Raw genomic sequence first — 25,400 nt, 5'->3', positions numbered from 1 at the left:
GGGTTGCTAGCATGACTGGTCGATCGGGCGCGCAGGTCGCGCACGACGACCCCGTAAGGAGCTCACGTGGCAAACGTGCTGGAGAAGGTCCTCCGCATCGGCGAAGGACGCACCGTCCGCCGGCTGAAGGCGTACGCCTCGGCGATCAACGACCTCGAGGACGACTTCTCGAGCCTCACCGACGAGGAACTCCAGGACGAGACGAAGGAGCTGCGCGAGCGGTACGCCAACGGCGAGACCCTCGACGACCTGCTGCCCGAGGCGTTCGCCGCCGTGCGGGAAGCAGCGAAGCGCACCCTCGGCATGCGGCACTTCGACGTGCAGCTCATGGGCGGCGCGGCCCTGCACCTCGGCAACATCGCCGAGATGAAGACCGGTGAGGGCAAGACCCTCGTCGCGACCACGGCGGCCTACCTCAACGCGATCCCGTCGCGCGGCGTGCACGTCATCACGGTCAACGACTACCTGGCGTCGTACCAGTCCGAGATCATGGGCCGCGTCTTCCGCGCCCTCGGCATGACGACCGGCTGCATCATCGCCAACCAGACGCCGGCCGAGCGCCGCGAGCAGTACGCCGCAGACATCACCTACGGCACGAACAACGAGTTCGGCTTCGACTACCTGCGCGACAACATGGCGTGGCAGGCCTCCGACATGGTGCAGCGTGGCCACTTCTTCGCCGTCGTGGACGAGGTCGACTCGATCCTCATCGACGAGGCCCGCACCCCGCTCATCATCTCCGGCCCGTCCTCGGGCGAGGCCAACCGGTGGTTCACCGAGTTCGCCTCGATCGCGAAGCGCCTGACCCCGGGCGAGGACTACGAGGTCGACGAGAAGAAGCGCACGGTCGGTGTACTCGAGCCCGGCATCGAGAAGGTCGAGGACTACCTCGGCATCGACAACCTGTACGAGTCGGCGAACACCCCGCTCATCTCGTTCCTGAACAACTCCATCAAGGCCGTTGCCCTGTTCAAGCGCGACAAGGACTACGTCGTGATGAACGGCGAGGTGCTCATCGTCGACGAGCACACCGGCCGCATCCTGATGGGCCGTCGCTACAACGAGGGCATCCACCAGGCGATCGAGGCGAAGGAGGGCGTCGAGGTCAAGGCGGAGAACCAGACCCTCGCCACCGTCACGCTGCAGAACTACTTCCGGCTCTACCAGAAGCTCTCCGGCATGACCGGTACCGCCGAGACCGAAGCGGCCGAGTTCATGTCGACCTACAAGCTCGGCGTGGTCCCGATCCCGACGAACAAGCCGATGCAGCGCATCGACCAGACCGACCTGGTCTACAAGAACGAGAAGTCGAAGTTCGAACAGGTCGCCGAGGACATCGCCGAGCGCCACGAGCAGGGCCAGCCCGTCCTCGTCGGCACCACGAGCGTCGAGAAGTCCGAGTACCTGTCGAAGCTCCTCGCCAAGAAGGGCGTGAAGCACGAGGTCCTCAACGCGAAGAACCACGCGCGTGAAGCGGCGATCGTCGCCCAGGCCGGTCGCCTCGGCGCCGTGACCGTCGCGACGAACATGGCCGGTCGCGGCACCGACATCATGCTCGGCGGCAACTCCGAGTTCCTCGCCGTGCAGGAGATGCACGCCAAGGGCCTGTCGCCGACCGAGACCCCCGACGAGTACGAGGCTGCGTGGGACGAGGTCTTCGCCCGCGTCAAGGCCGAGGTCGAGGTCGAGGGCGACAAGGTCCGCGAGGCCGGTGGGCTCTACGTCCTCGGCACCGAGCGTCACGAGTCCCGCCGCATCGACAACCAGCTGCGTGGTCGTTCCGGCCGTCAGGGCGACCCGGGCGAGAGCCGTTTCTACCTGTCGCTGACCGACGACCTGATGCGCCTGTTCAACTCCGGTGCCGCCGAGAGTCTGATGGGCCGCTCGAACGTGCCGGACGACCTGGCGATCGAGAACAAGCTCGTCGGCCGTGCGATCCGTTCCGCCCAGGCGCAGGTCGAGGGCCGGAACGCCGAGATCCGCAAGAACGTCCTGAAGTACGACGACGTCCTGAACCGCCAGCGCGAGGCGATCTACAGCGACCGTCGTCACATCCTCGAGGGCGACGACCTGCACGACCGTGCGCAGTCGTTCCTCAAGGCCGTCATCGACGACGTGATCGACACCCACACCGGTGAGGGTTCGCCGGACGACTGGGACCTCGACGCCATGTGGACCGAGCTCGGCACCCTCTACCCGATCTCGATCTCCATCGACGAGGTCATCACCGAGGCCGGCTCGAAGGGCAAGGCGTCGCGTGACTTCCTCGGCCGCGAGATCCTGTCCGACGCCAAGCTCGCCTACCAGCAGCGTGAGGAACTCCTCGGCGACGAGGCCATGCGCGAGCTCGAGCGCCGCGTGGTCCTGTCGGTGATCGACCGCCGCTGGCGCGACCACCTGTACGAGATGGACTACCTCAAGGACGGCATCGGCCTCCGCGCGATGGCGCAGCGCGACCCGCTCGTCGAGTACCAGCGCGAGGGCTACGCCCTGTTCCAGACGATGATGGGGCAGATCCGCGAAGAGTCGGTCGGCTACCTGTTCAACCTCGAGGTCCAGGTGCAGTCCGACGGCGAGAACGCCGTGATCGAGGCCAAGGGTCTCGGTGAGGACGAGGTCTCCGGCCTCGAGTACTCGGCGCCGTCGATCGACGGCGAGGTCGAGGTGCGCGACGAGAAGGGTCGCCTCGAGCAGGCCGCCACGGCGCGCGCGCAGCAGGCCCAGGCCGAGGCCGAGGCCGCTGCCGAGCCCGAGCAGGGCTCCGCGTTCGGCAACGCGGCCACGGCCTCCGGCCAGGCCGCCGCGGCGGGCAACCGCGCCGAGCGTCGTCAGGCGTCGAAGAAGAACTAGCGTCCGCACGAGACGGACAGGAGGCACGGTGCCAGCTGGCACCGTGCCTCCCGTCCGTTCCGGTCCCGCTACAGGACGCCGATCGCGGTCGCCCGCCACTTGCCGTGCCGCGTCTCCAACCGCATCGCCACCGCGCGCGCGTGACTGCGCGTGTGCACGACGACGGTGGCCTCGGCGACCCCGTCGGCCGGTCGGCAGACGAGCACGCTGCCCACCCGCAGCACGGGTCGCGCCCGCGACCGACGGTGCACCGAACGTGCGTGCGCGGCCACCGCTGCGCGCTGCTGCAGGTGACGGTGGACGTCGTCGGTGATCCACCGGGCGATGCTGTCGACCTCGCGCGACCCGGTCAACACCTCCGCGACGCACAAGCCCAGTGCGCGGGCGGTCTCGGCGGGGTCCGGCGGGCCGGTCACCGGCTCATCGGCCGGTGGCGGCCCGACGATCGTGAGTGGCGGCGCGTGCGCCGTCGTCGTCGTGTGGTCGATCCGGCGTGCCTGCTCTGCCACCCCTGCCCCTTCCGTTGCTGGAGCGAGCGTATGGGGCGTGCAACATGCGAAATACGGAGCGTCTGGGCCTGTGGAGAGCGCGACCTTCTCCACAAGTCGGCGCACCTAGACTGGCGGGGTGTCGACCCTCAGTGACCTCGTCCTCGCGCAAGGCCGTTCCTCCGAAGCCGACGTGGAGTGGCTCCACCTGCTCGTGGGGGACTGGCAGCTCCTCGCAGACCTGTCCTTCGCCGACATGGTCCTGTGGGTGCCGACCGCCGAGGACGGCTCGTTCGTCGCCGTCGCGCACGCCCGTCCGAGTTCCGCAGCGACGCTGTTCTACCGCGACATCGTCGGGCAGGAGATCCGCGAGGAGTGGCGCGGCCAGGTGACCGAGAGCTTCGCCGGGTCCCGCGTCGTCGACTCCGCCGAGCCCGACTGGTACGAGGACACCCCCACCCGGGTCCGCGCGATCCCGGTGCTGCGGCGCCTCAGCGCGAAGAGCGCGCAGACCACCGAGCGGCCGATCGCCGTCGTCACCCGGCACTCCAACCAGGACGAGATGCGGACGCCGAGCCGCCAGGAACTCAACTTCACCGCGAGCGCGAACGACCTGTTCGGCATGATCGCGACGGGTGACTTCCCGGACCTCGGTGCACCGGCTGGCCCGCGCCGTGGTGCTCCCCGGGCCAGTGACGGTCTGCTGCGCCTCGACACCGCCGGCATCGTCACCTTCGCCAGCCCGAACGGCCTGAGCGCCTTCAACCGCATGGGCTTCGAGGGCGAGCTGGAGCGGAAGTCCCTCGCCGAGGTCACCACCGAACTCATCGGCGCGCAGCTCGACGTCGACGAGTCCCTGCCCCTCGTCGTCACCGGTCGTGCTCCGTGGCGGGCCGACATCGAGTCGAAGGGCGTGACGGTGTCGCTGCGGTCCATCCCGCTCCGCGACCACGGCGACCGCATCGGTGCGATCGTGCTCTGCCGCGACGTGTCCGAGCTCCGGCACCAGGAGCGCGAGCTCATCACCAAGGACGCGACGATCCGCGAGATCCACCACCGCGTCAAGAACAACCTGCAGACGGTGGCGTCCCTGCTCCGCATCCAGGCCCGTCGCACGCATTCCGACGAGGCGCGGACCTCGCTGCAGAACGCCATGCGCCGGGTGGCCGCCATCGCGGTCGTGCACGACACGCTGTCGAGCGGCCTGAGCCAGACGGTCGACTTCGACGACGTGTTCGACTCGGTGCTCAAGCTCGTCACCGAGGTCGCCGCGTCGCACAACACGACCGTGCACCCGAAGAAGACCGGCGAGTTCGGCGTGCTGCCGTCCGAGGCCGCCACACCGCTCGCGCTCGGGCTCACCGAGCTCGTCACGAACGCCGTCGAGCACGGGCTGGACGGCCGCGACGGCGAGGTCGAGATCGTCGCCCGCCGCTTCGACGACCACCTGGAGATCGAGGTCCGCGACAACGGCGTGGGTCTGCCCGAGGGGAAGGTCGGGTCGGGCCTCGGCACCCAGATCGTCCGCACGCTCATCCAGGGCGAGCTCGGCGGCACGATCGACTGGCACACCCTGACCGGCAGTGGCACCGAGGTGACGATCACCATCCCGTTCCGCTGGCTGACGGCCACCGCCTAGCCCCGGGGGCGCGCCGCGCCGCTCGCTCGTGAGGTTCCGAAAGTTGCGCACCTCGGCGTGCGATCGCGCGTGTTGCGGAACCTCCGTGATCGACGCGCGGCGTGTTGTGGAACCCGGGCGGCTGTCGGACGGGAGGCCCGTGGGTGCGTTGCCACGGGCCTCCCGTCCGTCGTTCGGTCGCCTCTCGGGCCGCGCCGAGGTTCCGAAATCTGCGCATCTCGGCGTGCGATCGCGCGTGTTGCGGAACCTCGACGGTCAACGCACGGCGTGTTGTGGAACCCCGAGGACCAGTGCACGGCGTGCCGCCGCGCCCCGCGCCCCGCGCCACGCGCCGCCACTCCCGCCTGCGCGCACGACGACGCCCGCCGTCCCCGAGGGGACCGCGGGCGTCAGTGCGTCAGGCGGGACCGGGTCAGGAAGCGCGACGGGCGCGGGCGGCGCGACGCTTCAGCGCACGACGCTCGTCCTCGCTGAGGCCACCCCAGACACCGGAGTCCTGGTTGTTCTCGAGTGCGTACTGCAGGCACATCTCGGTGACCGTGCAGCGCGCACAGACCGACTTGGCCTTCTCGATCTGATCGACGGCGGGCCCGGTGTTCCCGACGGGGAAGAAGAGCTCGGGGTCCGCGGTGAGGCAAGCTGCCTTGTCACGCCAGTCCATGTGTGGTGCTCCTTGATGTCGATGCTCGAACGGCAGGCCGGGGCCGGGGTTCGGGGGATCGGAACGCTGACCATGCATGAGGCATGAGGGGACAACTGTGGGGAGGAGTCCGCTGGAAGCGAGTCTGACGCCCGCGTGACGCTCGGGGGAGGAGCGACGAACCACGGGAGACGCACACCACATCGTGCCGTCCAAACGACCTCGAATATCGTTCCATACTGGTAGGGGCAAATCAAGGGTTCCGATGCTGGAGGATCACTGTGCACGATGACGACCCGACCGCGGTCGACCGTCCTGAGCCACGCTCACGCGCCTTGATCGGCCTGCTGGTGGTGGTCGGCCTCGAGTTCGCGGCGCTCGTCGTGGTCACCGTCGTGCTCGTCGTCGAGCTGATCGTCGCACCGGCGTCGAGCCTGGCCTCCGGGATCGCCCTGACGATCCTGTCGGCCGTCGCGGCGCTCTGGCTCGGTGCGCTGCTGAACGGCCTGTGGAAGCGGCGCGCGTGGGTGCGCTCGGGGATCATCGTCTGGCAGGTGCTGCAGGGCGCCATCGCGATCGGCGCGTTCCAAGGCGTCTTCCGTGAACCGGCGGTCGGTTGGGTCCTGCTGATCCCCGCACTGCTCGGCATCACCTTCGTGCTGTCGCGGTCGGTGACGGCCGCGCTCGCGCGTCCGGCCGAGTAGACGCGAGCGAGAGACGGACGGGAGGCGCGGTGCCAGCTGGCACCGCGCCTCCCGTCTCGCTGTGGTCCGGTCCTCAGACCAGGCCGAGCTTCTTCCGCAGGCTCGCCACGTGTCCGGTCGCCTTGACGTTGTACAGCGGCAGCTGCACGGTGCCGTCCTCGTCGACGACGATCGTGGAGCGGATCGTGCCGGTCACGATCTTGCCGTAGTTGTTCTTCTCGCCCCACGCGGCGTACGCCTTGTGCACCGCGAGGTCCGGGTCGCTCAGCAGCGGGAACGTGAGCGCCTGCTCGTGCTGGAAGGTCTTGAGCTTCGCCTGCTCGTCCTTCGAGACGCCGAGCACCTCGTAGCCGGCTGCCTGCAGCGACGACATGTTGTCGCGGAAGTCGCAGGCCTCGGTGGTGCACCCGGGGGTGGACGCCGCCGGGTAGAAGTACACGATGACCTTCTTGCCGCGCAGTGCGGCGAGCGAGTGCTCGACGCCGTCCTGGTCCGGCAGCGTGAAGTCGGGGGCGGTGTCGCCGGCGGCGAGACGGTCGGTCATGGTGCTCCTGTTCGCTCCGTGCCCACGAGTGGTCGTGAGCACGCAGAACCCATGCTATTGTTGATTCCCGTTGCGGCACGGAAGCCGGAACATGCACCTCTAGCTCAATTGGCAGAGCAACTGACTCTTAATCAGTGGGTTCTCGGTTCAAGTCCGAGGGGGTGCACCGCAATCGCGAAGGCCCCGACTCATCGAGTCGGGGCCTTCGTGCGTTCCCGGGGTGTGGACGGGTTCCGAGCGGGACACGCCCGAGATGCGTCCGGCGGTCGGATTCAGGCGGCGGCCACGTCGACGATCCGTTCCTCGCCCACGACGAGGTCGACCGCACCGGCCGAGGCTGCTGCGAGGTCCGCGGTCAGGGTCGGCAGCGCGTCGGCGGGCACCCAGACCTCGAACGTCGCCGCAGGTCCGTACACCGTCGCACCGAGGGACGCGTGGTGGTGCCGGACCCAGTCGCGCAGGACGTTGTCGAGCCGGCCGGCCTCGGCGTGTGGGACGTCGAAGTGCACCTGCGTGAGCGCCTCGCGTCGGACGAGCGCGGCGGTGTCCAGGGCTTCGGAGACCGAGCTCGAGTAGGCGCGGGCGAGTCCGCCGGCGCCGAGCTTCACGCCGCCGAAGTAGCGCGTCACGACGGCGACCACGTCGGTCAGGTCGCGGCGCCGGAGCACCTCGAGCATCGGCACGCCCGCCGTGCCCGAGGGCTCGCCGTCGTCCGACGACCGTGCCTGGTCGCCGAGCGTGCCGGTGACCATCGCGGTGCAGTTGTGCCGGGCGTCCCAGTACCGGCGCTTCACCTCGGCGATGACGCGCTCGGCGTCCGCCACGTCCGAGACGGGAGCGACCGTGGTGACGAACCGCGACTTCGTGATGACGATCTCGTGCTCGACCGGTTCGGCGATCGTCGACGGGAAGCTGCGGGCCATGCCCCGAGGCTAACGGCGTGCACCGTGTCCGCCGCGCTACGATGTCGTGCACGCAAGGCTGGGGAGGAGTCCGACATGGAGACCGGTGATCCGAGGGGCGGGGTCCTGGACGCCGCCGAACTCGCACGGCGCATCAACCTGCTGCTCGACTTCGAGGAGTCCCAGCGCGGGACCCCGGTGCCGTTCGCCTCCATCGAGGAGTACGTCGCCAGCCGGGGTGGTTCGCTCTCGCGGGCGAAGTGGACCTACATGCTCTCCGGCGACGGCCGACGGAACCGCGACACCGAGCTCCTGCGGCTCCTCGCCGGGTTCTTCGAGGTCGACGAGCGCTTCCTGCTCGAGGACAGCGACGTCCCCGAGCGCATCGGTGCGCAGCTCGCCCTCGTCCGCTCGCTGCGCTCCGCCCGCGTGAGCGGGTTCGCCGCACGCACCTTCCCCGGCGAGCTCTCACCCGAGGCGCTGCGGCGCATCGCCGAGGTGCTCGAGGAGGAATCACAGCGCGGGAGCGTGGCATGACCGACCCGCTGCTCGAGTCCTTCTGGGTGCGCGGAGCGGCCGAGGAGTGGTCCGACGTCGACCAGGCCGTCGCGGCCGCTGCCGTCGTCGTCGACAAGCCGATCGTCGTCCGCGAAGAGGCCTTCCTCGCGACGGAACCCGTCTGCGGCTTCGTCGCGACGCTCGAGCACGCGCACCTGATCATGATCTCGCCGACCGCGTCGCCCACCTTCCGGGCGTTCGTCATCGGACACGAGCTCGGCCACGTCCTGCACCGGCACCAGGAGCACGCACCGCAGTCGGCGTACATCCGCGACGTCATCCCGGACCTGCCCGAGTACAAGGTCGAGCGGGCCCTGGCGCGGGGGATGTTCTCGAACACGTACGAGCACGAGGCCGAGGTCTTCGCCGACGAGCTCGCGACGCTCATCCGACGGCACCGGGGCCGTCCGAGCGCCTTCCGCGGGGTCTTCGGGTGATCGTCGCCGTCGTCCAGGCGGTGCTGCTCATCGCCGGGACGATCGCGCTCTTCGTCCTGCAGCGCGGGCAGGACCGCACCCTGGCGGTGACGTTCCTGTTGTTCGCCGCCACCATCGTCACGAACGTCGATCCGCTGTACCGCGGGCTCGACCCGCTGCTCGGTGGGTTCAACGTCGTGACGGTGGTCAGCGACTGCCTGATGGTCGCCGGCACGAGCACGCTGCTGTGGGGCGTGGCCAAGGCGGTGGGAGCGGCCCGGCCGTGGCTCCGGAACGCGATCGTGGTGTCGTTCGCCGCGGTCGTCATCGTGGTCGTCGTCGCCTTCACGGTCCTGGACAAGCCCGCCACCACGACGACGTTCATGCTCGACGCCGGATCGCACCCGGCCGCAACGGTCTACTCGATCGCACAGACCCTGTACCTCGGGGTGGCGCTCGGCGCGACGGGGTTCATCTGCGTCCTCCGGTTGCGCGAGGCACGGACGACGACGGACCTGGTCGGGCTGTGGGTGCTGGTGCTCGGCGGCGTGCTCGGGGTCGTCCGGATGGTGGTCGTCGTGGTCATGGACCTGGCGCACGTCCTGGGTGACCTGGACCGGATGCGGTCCCTCGCGCTGCCGTACGACGTCACCACGCCGGGCGCCGTGATCTGCGTCTCGACGGGGATGCTGTTGCTGGTGATCGGCCACCGGGTCTCGCGACGTCGCCGCACCCGGCGGGTCGATGCGGCGCTGCGCCGTCTCGCACCGCTGCACGAGCGGATCGGCGCGGACAACGCCTACCCGTCGACGGACGACCCCGCCACGCGGTTGAGCCGCGCGATCGTCGAGGTCAACGACGGGCTCCGGCGGTCGCGTGCGTCGTTGACCGATGCCGAGCGGGCAGCACTCGCCGAGGCCGAAGCGGCACTCGACGCCGCGTAGCCCGAACGGGTGGCTCGACGGTCCGCGGACGCCCGTGTAGGGTTTGTAGCAAGTGCTACAGATCTTGTGGCCCGTCGGGTGGGTCTCGGCCGCGTTGGGGGCGGCCGAGCACCACCGACACTCGTTGTCTAGACTCGGACGGTGCTCGTCTTCGCCGCAGTCGTCCTGTTCATCGGTGCCGTCTTCAACGTCGTCACCTGGCCGCGCTTCTTCCAGCGCGTCGCCAAGGACACCCGGGCACGTGACGCCGCGGGCAAGCCGACGACGTTCTACACGGTGCACCTCGTGCTGCTGCTCATCGCGCTCGCGATCGCCGTGGCCGCGGTCGTCGCCGGCATCCTGCTGCTCGTCTGAGCCGTTTGCCGTCCGCCGTCGGGCGTCCGCCGTCGCTTCAGCGCTGCTTCAGCGGCGCACGGCAGGATCGTCGCCATGCGCGTGCTGGTGGTCGATGACGAGGTACGGCTCGCCGACGGCGTCCGTCGTGGCCTCGAGGCCGAGGGGTGGGCCGTGGACGTCGCCCACGACGGGGTCGACGGTCTCTGGCACGCCCGCGAGTTCCGGTACGACGCGATGGTCCTCGACCTGATGATGCCGGGGATGAGCGGATGGGCGGTGTGCGCGCAGCTCCGGGCCGACCAGGACTGGACGCCGGTGCTCATGCTCACCGCCAAGGACGGCGAGTGGGACCAGGTCGACGCCCTCGACGCCGGTGCCGACGACTACGTCACGAAGCCCTTCTCGCACCCGGTCCTCGTCGCGCGCCTGCGTGCGCTCGTCCGCCGTGGTGCGCGGGAGCGTCCGACGGTGCTCACGGTCGGTGACCTCGTCGTCGATCCCGCCGCGCGGTCGGTGACGCGTGCGGGGACCGTCGTCGACCTGACCAGCCGGGAGTTCGCGGTGCTCGAGTACCTCGCCCGACGGGCCGGGCAGGTGTGCTCGAAGCGCGAGGTGATCGAGAACGTCTGGGACGTCGACTTCGAGGGCGACCCGAACATCGTCGAGGTGTACGTCGGGCACCTCCGCCGCAAGCTCGATCGGCCGTTCGGCCGGACGTCGCTGGAGACCGTCCGCGGTGCGGGCTACCGGCTGGGAGCAGACGGTGGCTGACCGCGGCCGCACCCGTCCCCGGCGGTTCCGGTCCGTCCGCGCACGGACGACGCTCGGCGCGGGCGTCGTGGTGCTCGCAGCGCTCGTCGTCGGTGCCGTGGGCTTCGTCGTCGTCCTCCGCCTGGTGCTGCTCGACGGCGTGCGGACCGCTGCCGAGGCCGGGCTCGAACAGGTGTCCTCACGGGTCGAGTCCGACGGCGCCGGGGCGGTGACCGACTACGAGGACGTCCTGGTGCAGGTGATCGGTGACGGCGGCTCGGTCCTCGCGCACGGCGAGGACGCCGACGCCCCGGCGCTGTCCACGGCCGACGAGTCCCGGTGGTCGCACGACGGTGAACGCTGGCTGCTCGTCTCCGACGACGTCGACCTGCCCGGTGGGGGTGAGGCGACCCTGGTGTACGGCGTCTCCCTCGAGCAGACCGACACCGCGATCCGGACCGCCGTCGTGCTCCTCGCCGTCGGGGTGCCGGTCCTCGTCCTCGTGCTCGGGATGGTGACCTGGTCCGTGACCGGGCGGTCGTTGCGGCCGGTGGAACGGATGCGGACCGAGGTCGAGACGATCCGCGCTGCCCAGCCGGACGCCCGCGTCGTCGTGCCGGAGACCGGAGACGAGATCGCCCGGCTCGCGACCACCATGAACGCCATGCTCGACCGTCTCGACCGGTCGGCTGCCGGGCAGCGGCGGTTCGTCTCCGACGCGTCGCACGAACTGCGGTCGCCCATCGCGTCCATCCGCCAGCACGCCGAGGTCGCCGCCGCACACCCGGACCGGACCGACGTCGGCGAGTTCTCCGACGTCGTGCGCTCCGAGGCCGTGCGGCTGCAGGACCTGGTGACTGGGCTGCTCGAGCTGTCGCGGCTCGACGAGGGCGGCACCGGCACGCGACGCCCCGTGGACCTCGACGACCTCGCGCTCGGCGCCGTCGCGCGGGCGCGGGCACGGGTGCCGGCCGGCGCGACCGACGACAGCACGATCCGGGTCGACGGTTCGGGGATCTCCGCCGCGCGCGTGCTCGGCGACGAACGGCTTCTGACGGGGGTGGTCCGCAACCTCGTCGACAACGCCGTCCGGCACGCCGTGTCACGCGTCACGGTGGCGCTCGTCGAACAGGACGGCGCTGCGGTGCTGACGGTCGACGACGACGGTGGCGGGGTCCCCGCGGGCGAGCGCGACCGGGTGTTCGAGCGGTTCGTCCGGCTCGACGAAGCCCGCAGCCGTGACGCCGGTGGTGCCGGCCTTGGCCTGGCGATCGTGCGGGACGCCGTGCGGGCACACGGCGGCGAGGCGACGGTGACGGACTCCCCGCTCGGCGGGGCGCGCTTCGTGGTCCGCATCGCACTCGGCGGCTGAACAGGCGGCTTCAGGTCTGCTTCAGCACCCCGCCGACATGCTCGTCCCATGACCTTCCGCACCCAGCTCCAGAAGCCCTCCGCCCGCCGCGTCGCCGCCCTCGCCGCCCTGCCGGTCGTGGCCGCACTCGCCCTCACCGGCTGCTCCACCGACGACACGGCCAACGGCTCGTCCGACTCCGCCGCCTCGTCCTCGAACGGGTCGTCGACCACCGGCGCCACCGGCGGGGATTCCACGACCGCGGCCTCCGCCGCGTCGAACGACGCCCTGCTGGCCGCCGTCGCGACCGCGCGGAAGAGCGTCGGGTCCGGCACCGTGATCTCGGTCGAGCAGGAGCAGCGCGGCAGCGCCTACGAGGTCCTCGTCGTGACGAAGGACGGCACCGAGCACGAGGTGCACACCGACGCAGACGGCACCGGTGTGACGGGCACCCCGCAGACCGAGACCGCGGACGCCGACGACCGGGCCGAGCACGAGCGGTTCGTCGCAGCGGCCGACCTCGACGTCAGCAAGGCCGTCAGCGCCTTCGAGGACCTGCACGCCGGTGCGATCACCGAGCTCGGCCTCGACGACCACCTGGGCAAGGTGGTCTGGGAGGGTGACGTCGTCGACGGGTCCGGGACGAAGCACAGCGTCCGGATCGACGCCGGTTCGGGTGACGTCGTCACCGACCAGGTCGACACCGACGACTGACCCGACCGTCAGTCGGCAAGCGGCGGCCCGAGCACCTTCCGGACCGCCAGCGCGGCGAGCTGCTCGTCCGAGGTGTCGAGCAGCACGCGGAACGTCTCCGGTCCGGTGACGAACTCGACGCACACGGCGTCCTCGTCACACGGCCCGAGGCGCCACCCCGACACCGCGTCCATCGGCACGGAGACCCGGGCCGCACGCTGGTAGTCGGTCTCTGCCTCGAGGCGGTCGGGGAACACCCGCAGGCGTCCGTACGCGCCTCGCCAGCTCAGCTGGAGATCGAGGGTGGGTGGAACAGACGCAGGGGAGACAGAGCGGTCCGGCACCCGCCGATCGTACCGACGGGTGCCGGACCCACTGCACTCCGCGAGGACCGTGCTGCGCTCCGGGGACAGATCAGGCGGAGTCGCCGGACCCGTCGTGCTCGGTGCCGCCACCGTCGCCGTCACGACGGACCTGGTTCGCCGGGTCGCGCACCCCGATCGGGTACGGACCGGTGACGCCCTGTCGGAGCGACGCGATGCGCAGGATGCGGTCGCGCTGCAGGAACCAGCCGACGACGAGCAGCGGGATCACGATGACCAGGGACGCGATCGTGTAGGTGCCCACCGGGTAGTCGATGGCCATCAGGACGATCACGGACGCCAGGAACGCCAGGGTGAGCCACGCGGTCACCGGGGCACCGGGCAGCTTGAAGGACGGCTCCTTCGCCAGCCCTTGCTTCGCCCACGACCGGAGTCGCATCTGGCAGAGGATGATCGTGCCCCACGCCGTGATGATGCCGAGGCTCGCGATGTTCAGCGCGATCTCGAATGCCTGACTCGGGACGAAGTAGTTCAGGACGACACCGGCGACGGTGAAGCCGGCGGTGAGCAGGATGCCGGCGTACGGCACACCGCCCTTCGACATCTTGGTGGTCCACTTCGGCGCCGAGCCGTTCATGCCCATCGAGTGCAGCGCACGACCGGTCGAGTACAGGCCGGCGTTGAGCGAGGACAGGGCTGCCGTGAGCACGACGAAGTTCATGATGCCGCCGACGATCGACCCGACCTGCGGGTTGCCGAGCGACGAGAAGAACGTCACGAACGGGCTCTCGCCCTCCTTGTACGCGGTGTACGGCAGGAGCAGGGAGAGCAGGATGATCGACCCGACGTAGAAGACCGCGATGCGGAACACGACCGAGTTGATGGCGCGGGGGATGACCTTCTCGGTGTTCTGCGTCTCACCGGAGGCCGTGCCGACGAGCTCGATCGCCGCGTACGCGAAGACGACACCCTGGATCACGATGACCGCGGGGAGCAGCCCGTTCGGGAACAGCCCGCCGTTGTCACCCCAGATCGAGAAGCCCGTCCGGACGGCTTCGCCACCGGCCTCGACCGGGAACGCGAAGACGAGCCAGATGATCGCGACGACGAGGAACGCGACGAGCGCGGCGACCTTGATGAGGGCGAACCAGAACTCGAGTTCGCCGAACACCTTGACCGCGACCATGTTGGCGGCGAGCACGACGATCAGGGCGATCAACGCGAGGAGCCACTGGGGTGCAGCGGTGAACGCGGACCAGTACTGCAGGTAGATCGCGACGGCGGTGGTGTCGACGATCGAGGTCATCGCCCAGTTCAGGAAGTACATCCAGCCGGCGGCGTACGCGAACTTCTCGCCGTAGAACTCCCGGGCGTACGAGATGAACGACCCCGACGACGGGCGGTGCAGCACGAGTTCGCCGAGGGCCCGCAGGATGAAGAACGCGAAGATGCCGCAGATCAGGTAGGTCAGCGCGAGCGCAGGGCCCGCGGTGTGGAGTCGTCCACCTGCACCGAGGAAGAGTCCGGTGCCGATGGCCCCACCGATCGCGATCATCTGCAACTGCCGGGGCTTCAGTCCGTGCTGGTAGCCCTCTTGCTCGTGCGAGAAGTCGTTCGCCGGGGCTCGGTTCACGCCCGTGTCGTTCTGCGCTGTCATGCGCGACAACCTACATGCGCGTGGAACCGGGGCGGCACACAAACCTCCGAACGAGCTGATCTGTAACGAGACGGTCACGATCCCGATCCCCGTGTGCGTGGGCGACACGCCGGTGACGGGGTACATCGGTGCCCGGATTCCGGCGGACGCCGATTGTGATCGGGGGACAGGACACCGGTAGGTTTGAACGTCCCCACAGGCCCGTTGGCCGGGGACACGACGACCAGGACGCGTCCACGGCCAGCAGCGCCGGGGCCGTACGGTCGGCCGGACCGGGACCGCCCCGAGCGTGGTCCCCGCGTGCGTGATCGCTCGCTCTGCGCCGTTGCGCGGGGCTCGACGTGGCCGCGCGCACCGTCCCGGGCGACCCGTTCGCAACCACACCGTCGCCGCACGCGCGCTCCGTCCGCCGTGGCGACGCGAGGAGATCAGTTGTCCATCGCACCACCCGAGAGCCGGCACACCCCGTCGCCGGACCCCACCAGCACGTCTCCGGACGCCACCACGTCGCCGGCGGTCAGCGTCCGCGACGTCTACAAGGTGTTCGGCCGCCGACCCGCCGAGGCCGTCCGACGCCTCGCCGCCGGCGCCACCCGCGACGAGGTCCGCGAGCAGGGATCGGCCGCGGTCATCGACGCGTCCTTCGACGTCCGACCCGGCGAGATCTTCGTCGTCATGGGGCTGTCCGGCTCCGGCAAGTCGACCCTGATCCGGATGCTCAACGGCCTGCTCGAGCCCACCGCCGGCAGCGTCGAGATCGGCGGCCGGACGGTCACCGGCGCGACGCCGAAGGGGATCCGCGACATCCGTCGGTCCAGCGTGTCGATGGTGTTCCAGCACTTCGCCCTGCTGCCGCACCGCACCGTGCTCGAGAACGTCGCGTTCGGGCTCGAGGTGAACGGCGTCGACAAGGCCACCCGGCTCGCGAAGGCCCGCGAGGTCATCGACCTGGTCGGCCTGGACGTCTGGGCCGACGCGAAGCCCGACGAACTGTCCGGCGGCATGCAGCAGCGCGTCGGCATCGCCCGCGCCCTCGCCGCCGAGACCGACGTCCTGCTCATGGACGAGGCGTTCAGCGCACTCGACCCGCTGATCCGCCGCGAGATGCAGGAGCAGCTCGTCGACCTGCAGCAGCGGCTCGGCAAGACCATCGTCTTCATCACGCACGACCTGAACGAGGCGATGTTCCTCGGTGACCGGATCGCCGTGATGCGCGACGGCCGGATCGTGCAGATCGGGACGCCGGAGGACATCCTGACCGACCCGGCGAACGACTACGTCGCCCAGTTCGTGCAGGACGTCGACCGCGCCCGCGTGCTCACCGCCGCCAGCGTCATGGAGCCGGCACGCGCCACCGTCCCGCTCACCGTCGGTCCCCGTGGCGCGCTGCGCACCATGCGGGACCTGCAGACCGCCGCGCTCTTCGTCACCGGACGGGGCCGGAAGCTCGAGGGCTGGGTCCGGGACCGCCACGTGATGCGCCAGGTGAAGGCCGGCGACACGAACCTCGACGCGATCGTGAACACCGAGTACGCCCGGGTCGCTCCCGACACCGCGCTCACCGACCTGTTCGAGCTCGCCGTCGAGTCGCCCTTGCCGATCGCCGTGGTCGACGACGAGGGCCGCCTGCTCGGCGTCGTGCCGCGCGTCACGCTGCTGGCCGCGCTCGGCAACGTGCCGACGTCGACCATGCCGATCCCGGTGCTCGAGCCGGTCACCCGCATCTCCGACTCCGACATGGACTCGACCCTCGCCGCGACCGGCGAGACGCCCGCCGACGCCGGCGAGCCCGCCACCGAAGGAGACCACGCATGATCACCCCCGGTACCAACTCCTTCGGCGACTTCCACCTGCCCCTCGGCACCTGGGTCGCCGCGGTGGTCGACTGGATCACCACCTACCTGTCCGGCTTCTTCGACGTCGTGCGCTACGTGTTCACGTGGATGGACGCGTGGATGGAGTACTTCCTGTCCACCCCGCCGTTCTGGGTCGTCGTCGCGGTGCTCGTCGTGCTGGCGTTCCTGGCGAAGGGCTGGAAGCTCGCGCTCGGCGCAGCGATCGGGCTGCTGTTCATCGTCAGTGTCGGGCAGTGGACGAACGCGATGAACACCCTCGCGCTCGTCGTCGTCGCAGCCGGCCTGGCCGTGATCCTCAGCATCCCGCTCGGGGTGTGGGCCGCCCGGTCCGACGCCGCGAGCCGGATCATCCGCCCGGTGCTCGACTTCATGCAGACGACCCCGGCGTTCGTCTACCTGATCCCGGCGCTGCTGCTGTTCCGCGTCGGCGTCGTCCCCGGCATCGTCGCGACGATCGTGTTCGCGATGGCCCCCGGCGTCCGGCTCACCGAGCTCGGCATCCGCGGCGTCCCGAGCGAGGTCGTCGAGGCCGGTGCCGCCTTCGGGTCGAGCCCGTGGCGCATCCTGCGCCAGATCCAGCTGCCGTTGGCGAAGGCCAGCATCATGGCCGGCGTCAACCAGGTCATCATGCTGTCGCTCTCGATGGTCGTCATCGCCGGCATGGTCGGCGCCGGCGGACTCGGCGAGCAGATCGTCGCCTCGCTGAACCGCATCGACGTCGGTCTCGGGGCGGAGGCCGGTCTGTCGGTCGTGGTCCTGGCGATCCTGCTGGACCGTCTGACCGCAGCGCTCGGCGGTGACGCGAGCGGTGCCTCCCGGCCCTGGAAGCGCAAGCGGAAGCCCACCGTGACCGCGACGCCGAACGCGGCGACCGCGCAGACCGCCGCCACCACCGAAGCGGTCAGCGACCGTCAGACCGTCGACGCGTGAGGAAGGAACAGATCATGAAGCGAACCAAGCGCACCCTCGCGGCGGCCGTCCTCGCCGTCGCCACCGCAGTCGGCCTGTCCGCGTGCATGCCGCCCGGGTACTACGGGGCCTCCGGCACCGTCGACAACGGCGACCAGAAGTCGATGCACGTCGTCGTCTTCAACGGCTGGGACGAGGACACCGCCGCCAGCTACCTCTGGAAGTACGTGCTCGAGCAGAAGGGCTACGACGTCCAGCTGACGAACTCCGACGTCGCGCCGGCCTACACGGGCCTGGCATCCGGCGACTACGACGTCGTGTTCGACACCTGGCTGCCGAACACGCACAAGGAGTACATGGACACGTACGGCAAGGACCTGACGGACCTCGGCGCCTGGAACGAACAGGCGTCCCTGGAACTCGCCGTGCCGGAGTACTCGGACATCGACTCGATCGACGAGCTCAAGGCGCACGCGTCCGACTTCGGCAACAAGATCATCGGCATCGAGCCCGCCGCCGGTGAGACGAAGGTCGTGTCCGAGCAGGTCATCCCGCAGTACGGGCTGGACGGCATGGACTTCATCACGAGCTCGACGCCGGCGATGCTCGCCGACCTCAAGGCCTCGATCGCGAAGAAGGAGGACGTCGTCGTGACGCTGTGGCGTCCGCACTGGGCGTACGACGCCTTCCCGATCAAGGACCTGAAGGACCCGAAGGGTGCGCTCGGCAAGAACGAGGAGATCCACACGATCGCCAAGAAGGACTTCGCCGACGAGTTCCCGCAGGCGTCGAAGTGGATGGAGGACTTCGCGATGGACTCCGACACCCTCTACTCGCTCGAGAACGCGCTCGTGAACAGCGGCGCGAAGGCCAGTGAGTACCCCGCGATCACGGAGAAGTGGGCTTCCGAGCACCAGGACTTCGTCGATTCGCTCACGTCCGGCGAGTAGTCAGCAGGTCGGACAGGAGGCCCGGTGCGCGTCGTGCGCACCGGGCCTCGTCGCGTGCGTGGCCGGGTTCCTGAACGACGGCTGTCGTGCGTTGCTTCGATGGAGGGATGGACATCCTCCTCCGACTCCTCGTCGCGATCGGGTTCGCCCTCCTCATCACCGCCGCCGCCGCGGTCGTCCTGCACCTGGTGCTCCGGACGATCGCGCGCCGGGAACGGTGGGCCGGCGTGCTCTCGCGGCGGGCGAAGCACCCGTTCCGCACCACCCTGCTCGTGGTCCTGCTCTGGATCGCGTTCACCTCGAGCGTCCCGCGCGACGCCGACGCGTACCCGTGGCGCGACGAGGTCGTGCACGGCTTCCTGATCGTCACGATCGCCGTGGGCTGCTGGCTGGCGTGCCAGATCGCGATCTTCCTCGAGGACCTCGGTCTGCACCGGTTCCGCATCGACGTCCCCGACAACCGGCAGGCTCGCCGCATCCGCACGCAGGTCCTGATCATCCGACGGCTGACCGTCGCCGTCCTCGTCATCATCGCCGTCGGCGCGATCCTGCTCACCTTCGACGGCGTCGAGGCGGCGGGCGCGAGCGTGCTCGCGAGCGCCGGACTCATCTCGGTCGTCGCCGGTCTGGCAGCGCAGTCGACGCTCGGCAACGTCTTCGCGGGCATGCAGCTCGCGTTCTCCGGGTCGATCCGCGTCGACGACGTCGTCGTGGTCGAGCAGCAGTGGGGGCGGATCGAGGAGATCACCCTCACCTACGTGGTCGTGCACCTGTGGGACGACCGGCGCTTCGTGCTGCCGTCGACGTACTTCACGAGCACGCCGTTCGAGAACTGGACGCGCACGAACAGCGAACTGCTCGGCGCCGTCGAGATGGACCTGGACTGGCGGGTCCGGCCGGGGGAGATGCGCGAGGAGCTCGACCGCATCCTCGACCGCACCGAACTGTGGGACCGCCGCGTCAAGGTGCTGCAGGTGACCGACGCCGTGCAGGGGTACGTGCGGGTCCGGGTCCTCGCGACGTCGCACGACGCCCCGTCGCTGTTCGACCTGCGCTGCTACATCCGCGAGGAGCTCGTCGAGTGGATCCAGCGCACCCACCCCGACGCCCTGCCGGTCCAACGCGTGCTCATGGTCGACGAGACGGCGCCGCGGCGGCGCACGGCGTCGACCGCTGCCGACTCGGCGCTGTTCGCGCCGGGTCAGGAGGACCGCGCGGCGCTCTTCACCGGCCCGATCCAGACGTCCGACATCCCGCCGTCGGAGCGCTGATGGGCGCGACCGGCGCTGCGGAACCAGGTTCCGGACACAGCACCGCGGGATCGCGTGGTTCCGTGTCCGGAACCAGGTGCCGTGGACGGGGCTGACGACGGACGGGAGGCCCGTGGCGGATCCGCCACGGGCCTCCCGTCCGTCGTGTGGCCGCGGTCTGGACCTACGGCTGGCGCGCCTTGACGGCGCGGTCGTCCTCGACCACCGTGCCGATCGCCACGATCGTGGTCGCGATCCACGCGACCCACGTCAGGGCGAGCCGCCAGTCGCGGGGTCCCTGGCGGGTGGTCTGGAGCACGCTGTAGCCGCTGATGAGCGAACTCCACACCGCACCGTTGAACATGAACTTGCGCACAGAGGCCTCCTGTCGTCGTGCTCCCAACGCTACCGGTCAGTACATTGGAGCGCCGCCGGACACCCTGCCCGGCGCACTCGTGGAGGAGCGCCCGTGCGTCAGGCCGTCATCGGAGCAGTGCTGCTCGTCATCGGCGCGGTCTGCGTCGCCCTCGGGCTGCTGCCGCTCGACGACCTCGGGGTCCTGGCCGAGCGGGTCCTGCCCGTCCTCGGGTTCGTCCTCGGGCTGACGATCGTCGCCGAGCTCGCCGCGGACGCCGGCGTGTTCGACCGACTCGCCGACGTCGCCGCGCGGGTCGGCGGCGGACGCACGATCGGGCTGTGGGGTGCGGTCGTCGTCCTCGCCGTGCTCTGCACCGTGTTCCTGTCCATCGACACCACCGCGGTGCTGCTCACCCCGATCGTGATCTCGCTGGCACGGCGGGTGGGTCTGCCGCCGATGCCCTTCGCGCTGACCACCGTCTGGCTCGCGAACACCGCGTCCCTGCTGCTGCCGGTGTCGAACCTGACGAACCTGCTCGCCGTCGACCGGATGGGGCTGGGCGGCCCGCTGCCCTTCGCCGGGCTCATGGCCTGGCCGGCGGTCGCCGGTGTCGTCGTGCCGTGCGTCGTCCTGCTCGTGGTGTTCCGCGGCAAGCTCTTCGGGCGCTACACGCCGGTCTCGGTGCGCCGTCCGTCCGACCCGGTGTCGTTCTGGGCGGCGTCGGCCGTGCTCGTCGCGCTCGTCGTGGCGCTGACCGCCGGGGTGACGGTGTGGATCGCGGCCGTCGCCGGTGCCCTCGTGCTCGTCGTCGTCGCGGCCTTCCGGTCGCCGACCGAACTCCGGCCGTCGCGCGTGCCGTGGTCGACGCTGCTCTTCGCCGCCGGGCTGTTCGTGGTCGTCGAGACCCTGCACAGCACGGGGCTCACCGACCCGCTCGTGCAGGCGCTCGGCGACGGCACCGGGACCGGGCCCCTCCTGCTGCTCGGCGGCGGGGGAGCGGTGGCGGCGAACGCGATCGACAACCTGCCCGCGTACCTGGTGCTCGAGCCGGCCGCCGGGCACGAGGCCGTGCGGTACGCCGCGCTCCTCATCGGCGTGAACGCCGGGTGTCTCGTGACACCGTGGGCGTCGCTGGCGACCCTGCTGTGGCACGCACGGCTGTCGGCCGAGGGCGTGCACCTGTCGTGGGGGAAGTACATGGCGCTCGGGTGCGTCGCGGCGCCGCTCACCGTGGTCGCCGGGGTGCTCGCGCTCGCGATCTGAGGCGGGGTCGCCGGTCACCGATCGCACCGTGGGTGCCGATCGAACGGTGCGTGTTCGGTCGTTCGGTGCGGTGCCGGCTGCCTGGTGCGAGCTCGTGGTGGCGCACGGTGCGGTCAGTCGTGCACCGGCCGAACAACCTCGCACCGTGCGCGCGCTGGGTGGCGCACGGTTCACTGCGTCGCACGGTGCGTGTTCGGTCGTTCGGTGCGGTGCCGGCTGCCTGGTGCGAGCTCGTGGTGGCGCACGGTGCGGTCAGTCGTGCACGGCGCAGCGAAGCCTGCACGGTGCCGTTCCTTCTCATCCGCAGCGGTCAACAGACCGAGCTCGCACCGGCCGAACAACCTCGCACCGTGCGACGGCTGCGGGCGGTCAGAGCCAGTCGCGCCGCTTGAACGAGACGTAGAGCAGCAGCGACGAGACCACGGCGAGACCGACGGCCAGGGACAGACCGGACCAGTGCCCCTCGCCGGGGAACGCGACGTTCATGCCGAAGGCGCCCGTGATCGCGGTGGGCACGGCGATGATCGCGGCCCAGCTCGTCACCTTCTTCATCACGGTGTTCTGTCGGTTCGACGACAGGTTGAGGTTCGTGTCCAGGACGCTCGAGACCGCGTCGCGCAGCTGCTCGACGGAGTCCGAGATCGACACCAGGTGGTCCTCGACGTCGCGGAAGTACGGTCGGATGCCGTCCGCGATCGTCTCCGCGTCGCCGTGCAGCAGCGAGGCGACACTGTCGCGGGTCGGGACGACGAGGCGCCGGAGCACGCCGAGGGCCTTGCGCAGACGGAACGACCTGCGTTGGATCTGCTGCTCGCGGGCGTTGCCCCGTTCGAACAGGTCGTCCTCGAGGTCGTCGATGCGCCGTTCGATGTCCTCGACGGTGTCGGTGGCGTGGTCGACGACGGCGTCGAGCAGTGCCCACACGAGCCACGGGACCCCGTGGCCGGCGATGTCGGCGTTCGCCGTGAGCCGGTGCTCCATCGCCGAGGTGTCCACGTCGGCGCCGTGGATGGTGACGAGGGCGTGCTCGGTGACGAACGCCTTGACCTCGTGCGTGACGAGTTCGCCGTCGTCGCCGAGCCCGCCGACGTCGTAGACGACCAGGAACAGGCTGTCCCGGTAGCGGTCGAGCTTGGCGCGCTGGCCGTGCTCGACGGCGTCCTCGACGGCCAGGGCGTGGATGCCGAGTTCCGCTTCGACCTGCTCGAGGTCGGCGTGCGTGGGGTCGGTGTAGTCGACCCAGACGATGCCCGATTCGGCGATGACGTCCGAGATCCGGTCGACCGGGAAGTCCTGCTCCGTCGCGTCGCCGCCCCGCCACGCCCGTGTCCTGACCATGCGCGTCAGCCTAGTGAGACGGCCGGCCCGGGGATCCCAGGCCGGCCGTCGTGGTGCGTCCGTCAGTACGCGGAGACGAGCTTCCCGTCCTCCACCTTCAGGTACTGGTTCACGTCGAAGCTGTCCTCGCCGTGCTCCTTGTCCCCGAAGTACGAGGTGTAGTCGTACTCGACGACGCCGTCCTTCGTGCTCTGCACCATGACCGTGCCAGAAGCGGAGGCCTCGACCTCGACCTCGGGCATCGTCGTGACGTCGTAGCGGACGGCACCGTCGGCGTCGTACGGGCCGTACCAGGGGCACCCGCTCAGCGCGCTGAGGTCGGTCTTCGTGGCGCAGTCGTCGATCAGGTCGGCCACGTACTCCTCGGCGTCCTGCTGCAGCGCCTTCGTCGCGGTCGGCGAGAAGTCGACGTACCCGGAGGACGTCGCGCCGACCGACACCTGCTCGGTGCCGCCGGTGAAGTACTTCGTCCCGCCGACCTCGACCTCGTACGTGCCGGGGTAGGCGAGGGAGGTGAACCGGCCGTCGCTGATCTCGCCGATCTCCTTGCCGCCGACCGTCACCGGGGCGCCCTCGAGCACCTCGGACGCGGTCAGGGTGACGGTCTGGGCGAGCGGCTCGGTGACGCGCCACTCGTCCTTCACCAGGAACGAGGTGCCGGTGCGCCGCAGGCTGACCTGGCCGGAGCGGTTCTTCCCGTCCTGGGTGTAGCTGACGGTGGCGAGGGCACTGTCACCGCTCGTCGACACGCGGCCGACGCGGATGTCCGACGGGCGGTCCTTCGCGCTCTTCAGCACCGCGGTGTCGAGCATGGCGGCGTCGGACGGCACCTCGCTGAGTCGCGCGGCGGTGTCAGCGTCACCGCTCGCGATGGCCTGCACGTACGACTTCACGGTCGGGGCCGGACCCCACACGTTGGCGCGGAGCACCCCGGTGGTGACGGCGCCCGCGATGACGACGACGACCACGGCGCCGCCGGCGATGAGCGAGCGGACCAGGATCTTCTTGGCGCGCGGCGACATCGGAGCGGGTGCGGGGGCACCACCGCCGACGAACGGCTGCGCGGGCTGGCCGGGGTGGCCGACACCGGGGGTCGCCGACCACGCCGCGCCGGTCGGGTCCGCGGTCGGGGCCGGGAACGCCCCCGGAACAGCCGCACCGGCAGGCGAGTACGTGCCGGGCGCAGCCGAGCCGGCAGGCGGGTACGTGCCGGGCGCAGCCGAACCGGCGGGCGGGTACGTGCCGGGTGCGGGCGATCCCGCCACCGGGGACGTGCCGGGGGCCGGCGATCCCGCTGCCGGGAACACCGGCGCGGCCGCCGGACGCGGGTCGGCACCGACGAGGCGCGACGTCCGCAGCACGACGCCACCGCCGAGGCGGGGGAGCAGCACGGGTGCGAGGTACCGTGCCACGGCCTCGATCGCGCCGCCCCAGAGGGCGAACACCAGCGGCGTCCACGGGGCGATCCCGACCGAACCACTGCCGCTGACCGCGCTGACGCCCGTCGCCTGGTACGACACCAGACCGGTGCCGAGCACGAAGAGCAGCAGCCCCAGGGCGAACCACACGACCGGGGTCACGACCCAGTCCAGCGTGGTGCGGAACCGGTCGTTGCGGCGGACGGCGAGCGCGAGGCCCGCGACGACCGAGGTCACGACGACGAGCAGGACGACGAGCCAGGTCCAGCCGCCGGCGCCGCCGAAGACCGACGCCGTGCTCCCGGCCGAGCCGAAGCCGGACAGCCCGACGCCGCCGAGGAACCCGAGGGCGGTGAGGGCGACCGCGACGTTGCCGACGAGCACCGGCAGCGCCGCACCCCACGAGGGCTGCCCGATCAGGGCGACGACGATGACGACGACGGTCACCAGCACGACGAGCACCGTGAGCTGGGACGCCGCGACGCGAAGGGTGCCGAGGACACGACCGGCGAACACGTTCCGGCCGAGGAGCGCCGACGGACGTGCGAGCACCGCGGCGAGTGCGCCGATCACGAAGGCGCCGAGGATGCTGCCGAGGCCGACCGCGTGCACGGGGTCGATGGCCGCGCCCGGGACGGCGGGGAACCGGATGGCCAGGATGCCCGCGGCGGCGTTGGTCAGCACCGTGGTGACCAGCCCGGACAGGACGGCGGTCAGCACGATCGGGGTGCGCCCGAGGTCGCGGGTGCGGATCCGGCGGGTGAGGACGACGGCCAGCACGACCTGTGCCGCGAGCACGAGCACCGGGACGACGGCGAGCGCGCCGGACCCCGACCCGAGGAAGCCGATCGAGCCGGACAGGTGCAGCCGGCCCAGGTCGGCGAGGGCGACCAGCTGGGCGGGCGTGCCGAGCAGGACGCTGACCCCGGAGAGCAGCGACTGGACGTCGGGCGTGCTCCCGGAGCCGAGGCCGGGCGTGCTGCCGGTCGATCCCGATCCGACGGAAGCGGATCCCGATCCGCCGGCTGCGAGCACGGCGACGGTGAGGAGCAACGAGATCGCGGCCACGACGTAGGCGGCGACCCAGCCGCCGACGGCGGCGAGCACGGACGCCAGCCAGTCGCGGCCGGTCACCGACCGCAGCAGACGGCCGAAGGCGTCGGACGGCTGCGCGGCGCCCGGCACGGTCTGGCTCGGCTGTCCCGGCTGTCCCGGCTGGAGGGGCGGAACGGGCGGGTTCGGTGGGTTCGCGCTCATGGCTGG

General features: G+C 70.6%; 24 protein-coding genes and 1 tRNA gene. 16 read left to right on the top strand and 9 right to left on the bottom strand.

Features of this window, described 5'->3' with window-relative positions:
- The first annotated feature begins 66 nt into the window (after window positions 1-66).
- Window positions 67-2,850, top strand: coding sequence for a preprotein translocase subunit SecA (gene secA, locus ACGH48_RS12360; protein ID WP_123313692.1), 2,784 nt, complete (start codon window positions 67-69; stop codon window positions 2,848-2,850).
- A 68-nt stretch (window positions 2,851-2,918) separates the two neighbouring features.
- Here the strand turns inward: secA and ACGH48_RS12355 are convergent, their stop codons facing one another.
- Entirely contained in the window at window positions 2,919-3,359 is a 441-nt protein-coding gene (locus ACGH48_RS12355; protein ID WP_396288817.1) for an Rv3235 family protein, read from the bottom strand.
- Between the two features lie 118 nt (window positions 3,360-3,477).
- Between ACGH48_RS12355 and ACGH48_RS12350 the strand changes: the two genes are divergently transcribed.
- Window positions 3,478-4,977 (top strand): sensor histidine kinase, encoded by a 1,500-nt coding sequence (locus tag ACGH48_RS12350; RefSeq protein WP_123313690.1) that lies wholly within the window; start codon window positions 3,478-3,480, stop codon window positions 4,975-4,977.
- A gap of 412 nt (window positions 4,978-5,389) precedes the next feature.
- Here the strand turns inward: ACGH48_RS12350 and ACGH48_RS12345 are convergent, their stop codons facing one another.
- Window positions 5,390-5,638 carry a WhiB family transcriptional regulator gene (locus ACGH48_RS12345; RefSeq protein WP_017888820.1) on the bottom strand — a complete coding sequence of 83 codons (249 nt, stop codon included), beginning with the start codon at window positions 5,636-5,638 and terminating at the stop codon, window positions 5,390-5,392.
- Between the two features lie 260 nt (window positions 5,639-5,898).
- Here ACGH48_RS12345 and ACGH48_RS12340 point away from each other — a divergent pair, with 260 nt between their 5' ends.
- Window positions 5,899-6,321, top strand: coding sequence for a hypothetical protein (locus ACGH48_RS12340; protein WP_396288816.1), 423 nt, complete (start codon window positions 5,899-5,901; stop codon window positions 6,319-6,321).
- A gap of 73 nt (window positions 6,322-6,394) precedes the next feature.
- Here the strand turns inward: ACGH48_RS12340 and bcp are convergent, their stop codons facing one another.
- Window positions 6,395-6,865 (bottom strand): thioredoxin-dependent thiol peroxidase, encoded by a 471-nt coding sequence (bcp, locus tag ACGH48_RS12335; RefSeq protein ID WP_111085961.1) that lies wholly within the window; start codon window positions 6,863-6,865, stop codon window positions 6,395-6,397.
- Window positions 6,866-6,958: 93 nt separating this feature from the next.
- On the opposite strand from bcp, the gene ACGH48_RS12330 reads away from it, so the two are divergent.
- Window positions 6,959-7,031, top strand: a tRNA-Lys gene (locus ACGH48_RS12330).
- 106 nt (window positions 7,032-7,137) lie between these two features.
- On the opposite strand, the gene ACGH48_RS12325 is transcribed toward ACGH48_RS12330, so the two are convergent.
- Complete coding sequence (locus tag ACGH48_RS12325) at window positions 7,138-7,788, bottom strand: YigZ family protein (protein ID WP_396288815.1); 651 nt, start codon at window positions 7,786-7,788, stop codon at window positions 7,138-7,140.
- A 75-nt stretch (window positions 7,789-7,863) separates the two neighbouring features.
- Here ACGH48_RS12325 and ACGH48_RS12320 point away from each other — a divergent pair, with 75 nt between their 5' ends.
- The 7 genes from ACGH48_RS12320 (at window position 7,864) to ACGH48_RS12290 (ending at window position 12,836) form a co-directional block, all read left to right on the top strand.
- Window positions 7,864-8,304 carry a hypothetical protein gene (locus ACGH48_RS12320; protein ID WP_123313687.1) on the top strand — a complete coding sequence of 147 codons (441 nt, stop codon included), beginning with the start codon at window positions 7,864-7,866 and terminating at the stop codon, window positions 8,302-8,304.
- Window positions 8,301-8,762, top strand: coding sequence for an ImmA/IrrE family metallo-endopeptidase (locus ACGH48_RS12315; RefSeq protein WP_396288814.1), 462 nt, complete (start codon window positions 8,301-8,303; stop codon window positions 8,760-8,762). The genes ACGH48_RS12320 and ACGH48_RS12315 overlap by 4 nt, the downstream gene beginning before the upstream one ends.
- Complete coding sequence (locus ACGH48_RS12310) at window positions 8,759-9,685, top strand: hypothetical protein (protein ID WP_123313685.1); 927 nt, start codon at window positions 8,759-8,761, stop codon at window positions 9,683-9,685. The genes ACGH48_RS12315 and ACGH48_RS12310 overlap by 4 nt, the downstream gene beginning before the upstream one ends.
- A 141-nt stretch (window positions 9,686-9,826) precedes the next feature.
- Window positions 9,827-10,039: an SCO4848 family membrane protein gene (locus ACGH48_RS12305; RefSeq protein ID WP_111085956.1), complete on the top strand. Its 213-nt coding sequence runs from the start codon at window positions 9,827-9,829 to the stop codon at window positions 10,037-10,039.
- 75 nt (window positions 10,040-10,114) lie between these two features.
- Entirely contained in the window at window positions 10,115-10,792 is a 678-nt protein-coding gene (locus ACGH48_RS12300) for a response regulator transcription factor (protein WP_396288813.1), read from the top strand.
- Window positions 10,785-12,143 (top strand): sensor histidine kinase, encoded by a 1,359-nt coding sequence (locus tag ACGH48_RS12295; RefSeq protein ID WP_396288812.1) that lies wholly within the window; start codon window positions 10,785-10,787, stop codon window positions 12,141-12,143. The genes ACGH48_RS12300 and ACGH48_RS12295 overlap by 8 nt, the downstream gene beginning before the upstream one ends.
- Before the next feature lie 48 nt (window positions 12,144-12,191).
- On the top strand, window positions 12,192-12,836 hold the full coding sequence (locus ACGH48_RS12290; protein ID WP_340196414.1) for a PepSY domain-containing protein: 645 nt from the start codon (window positions 12,192-12,194) through the stop codon (window positions 12,834-12,836).
- Window positions 12,837-12,844: 8 nt separating this feature from the next.
- Here ACGH48_RS12290 and ACGH48_RS12285 read toward each other — a convergent pair whose 3' ends face one another.
- Both ACGH48_RS12285 and ACGH48_RS12280 read right to left on the bottom strand, forming a co-directional pair.
- Entirely contained in the window at window positions 12,845-13,159 is a 315-nt protein-coding gene (locus ACGH48_RS12285) for a hypothetical protein (RefSeq protein WP_148061791.1), read from the bottom strand.
- 70 nt (window positions 13,160-13,229) lie between these two features.
- Window positions 13,230-14,795, bottom strand: coding sequence for an amino acid permease (locus ACGH48_RS12280; RefSeq protein ID WP_123313680.1), 1,566 nt, complete (start codon window positions 14,793-14,795; stop codon window positions 13,230-13,232).
- A gap of 432 nt (window positions 14,796-15,227) precedes the next feature.
- Between ACGH48_RS12280 and ACGH48_RS12275 the strand changes: the two genes are divergently transcribed.
- From ACGH48_RS12275 to ACGH48_RS12260, 4 genes are all read left to right on the top strand, one after another.
- Entirely contained in the window at window positions 15,228-16,610 is a 1,383-nt protein-coding gene (locus tag ACGH48_RS12275) for a glycine betaine/L-proline ABC transporter ATP-binding protein (RefSeq protein WP_396288810.1), read from the top strand.
- The gene (locus tag ACGH48_RS12270; RefSeq protein WP_340196415.1) at window positions 16,607-17,581 is read left to right on the top strand and encodes a proline/glycine betaine ABC transporter permease; all 975 of its coding nucleotides are present in this window, start codon (window positions 16,607-16,609) and stop codon (window positions 17,579-17,581) included. Before ACGH48_RS12275 ends, ACGH48_RS12270 begins: the two co-directional genes overlap by 4 nt.
- 14 nt (window positions 17,582-17,595) lie before the next feature.
- Complete coding sequence (locus tag ACGH48_RS12265; RefSeq protein WP_396288809.1) at window positions 17,596-18,510, top strand: glycine betaine ABC transporter substrate-binding protein; 915 nt, start codon at window positions 17,596-17,598, stop codon at window positions 18,508-18,510.
- Window positions 18,511-18,617: 107 nt separating this feature from the next.
- Window positions 18,618-19,781, top strand: coding sequence for a mechanosensitive ion channel family protein (locus ACGH48_RS12260; RefSeq protein WP_123313677.1), 1,164 nt, complete (start codon window positions 18,618-18,620; stop codon window positions 19,779-19,781).
- A gap of 163 nt (window positions 19,782-19,944) precedes the next feature.
- On the opposite strand, the gene ACGH48_RS12255 is transcribed toward ACGH48_RS12260, so the two are convergent.
- The gene (locus ACGH48_RS12255; protein WP_111085947.1) at window positions 19,945-20,136 is read right to left on the bottom strand and encodes a hypothetical protein; all 192 of its coding nucleotides are present in this window, start codon (window positions 20,134-20,136) and stop codon (window positions 19,945-19,947) included.
- Window positions 20,137-20,229: 93 nt separating this feature from the next.
- Between ACGH48_RS12255 and ACGH48_RS12250 the strand changes: the two genes are divergently transcribed.
- Entirely contained in the window at window positions 20,230-21,381 is a 1,152-nt protein-coding gene (locus tag ACGH48_RS12250; protein ID WP_396288808.1) for an SLC13 family permease, read from the top strand.
- Window positions 21,382-21,750: 369 nt separating this feature from the next.
- Here ACGH48_RS12250 and ACGH48_RS12245 read toward each other — a convergent pair whose 3' ends face one another.
- Window positions 21,751-22,719 (bottom strand): magnesium transporter CorA family protein, encoded by a 969-nt coding sequence (locus ACGH48_RS12245; RefSeq protein ID WP_396288807.1) that lies wholly within the window; start codon window positions 22,717-22,719, stop codon window positions 21,751-21,753.
- Between the two features lie 62 nt (window positions 22,720-22,781).
- The gene (locus ACGH48_RS12240; RefSeq protein ID WP_396288806.1) at window positions 22,782-25,394 is read right to left on the bottom strand and encodes a hypothetical protein; all 2,613 of its coding nucleotides are present in this window, start codon (window positions 25,392-25,394) and stop codon (window positions 22,782-22,784) included.
- Between the last annotated feature and the right edge of the window lie 6 nt (window positions 25,395-25,400).

Origin of the sequence: Curtobacterium pomorum (assembly GCF_044497295.1) — a bacterium.
In the GTDB taxonomy this organism is placed as follows: Bacteria; Actinomycetota; Actinomycetes; order Actinomycetales; family Microbacteriaceae; genus Curtobacterium.
The sequence above is the reverse complement of the archived record's forward strand: the minus strand, read 5'-3'. Positions and strand labels throughout refer to the sequence as shown.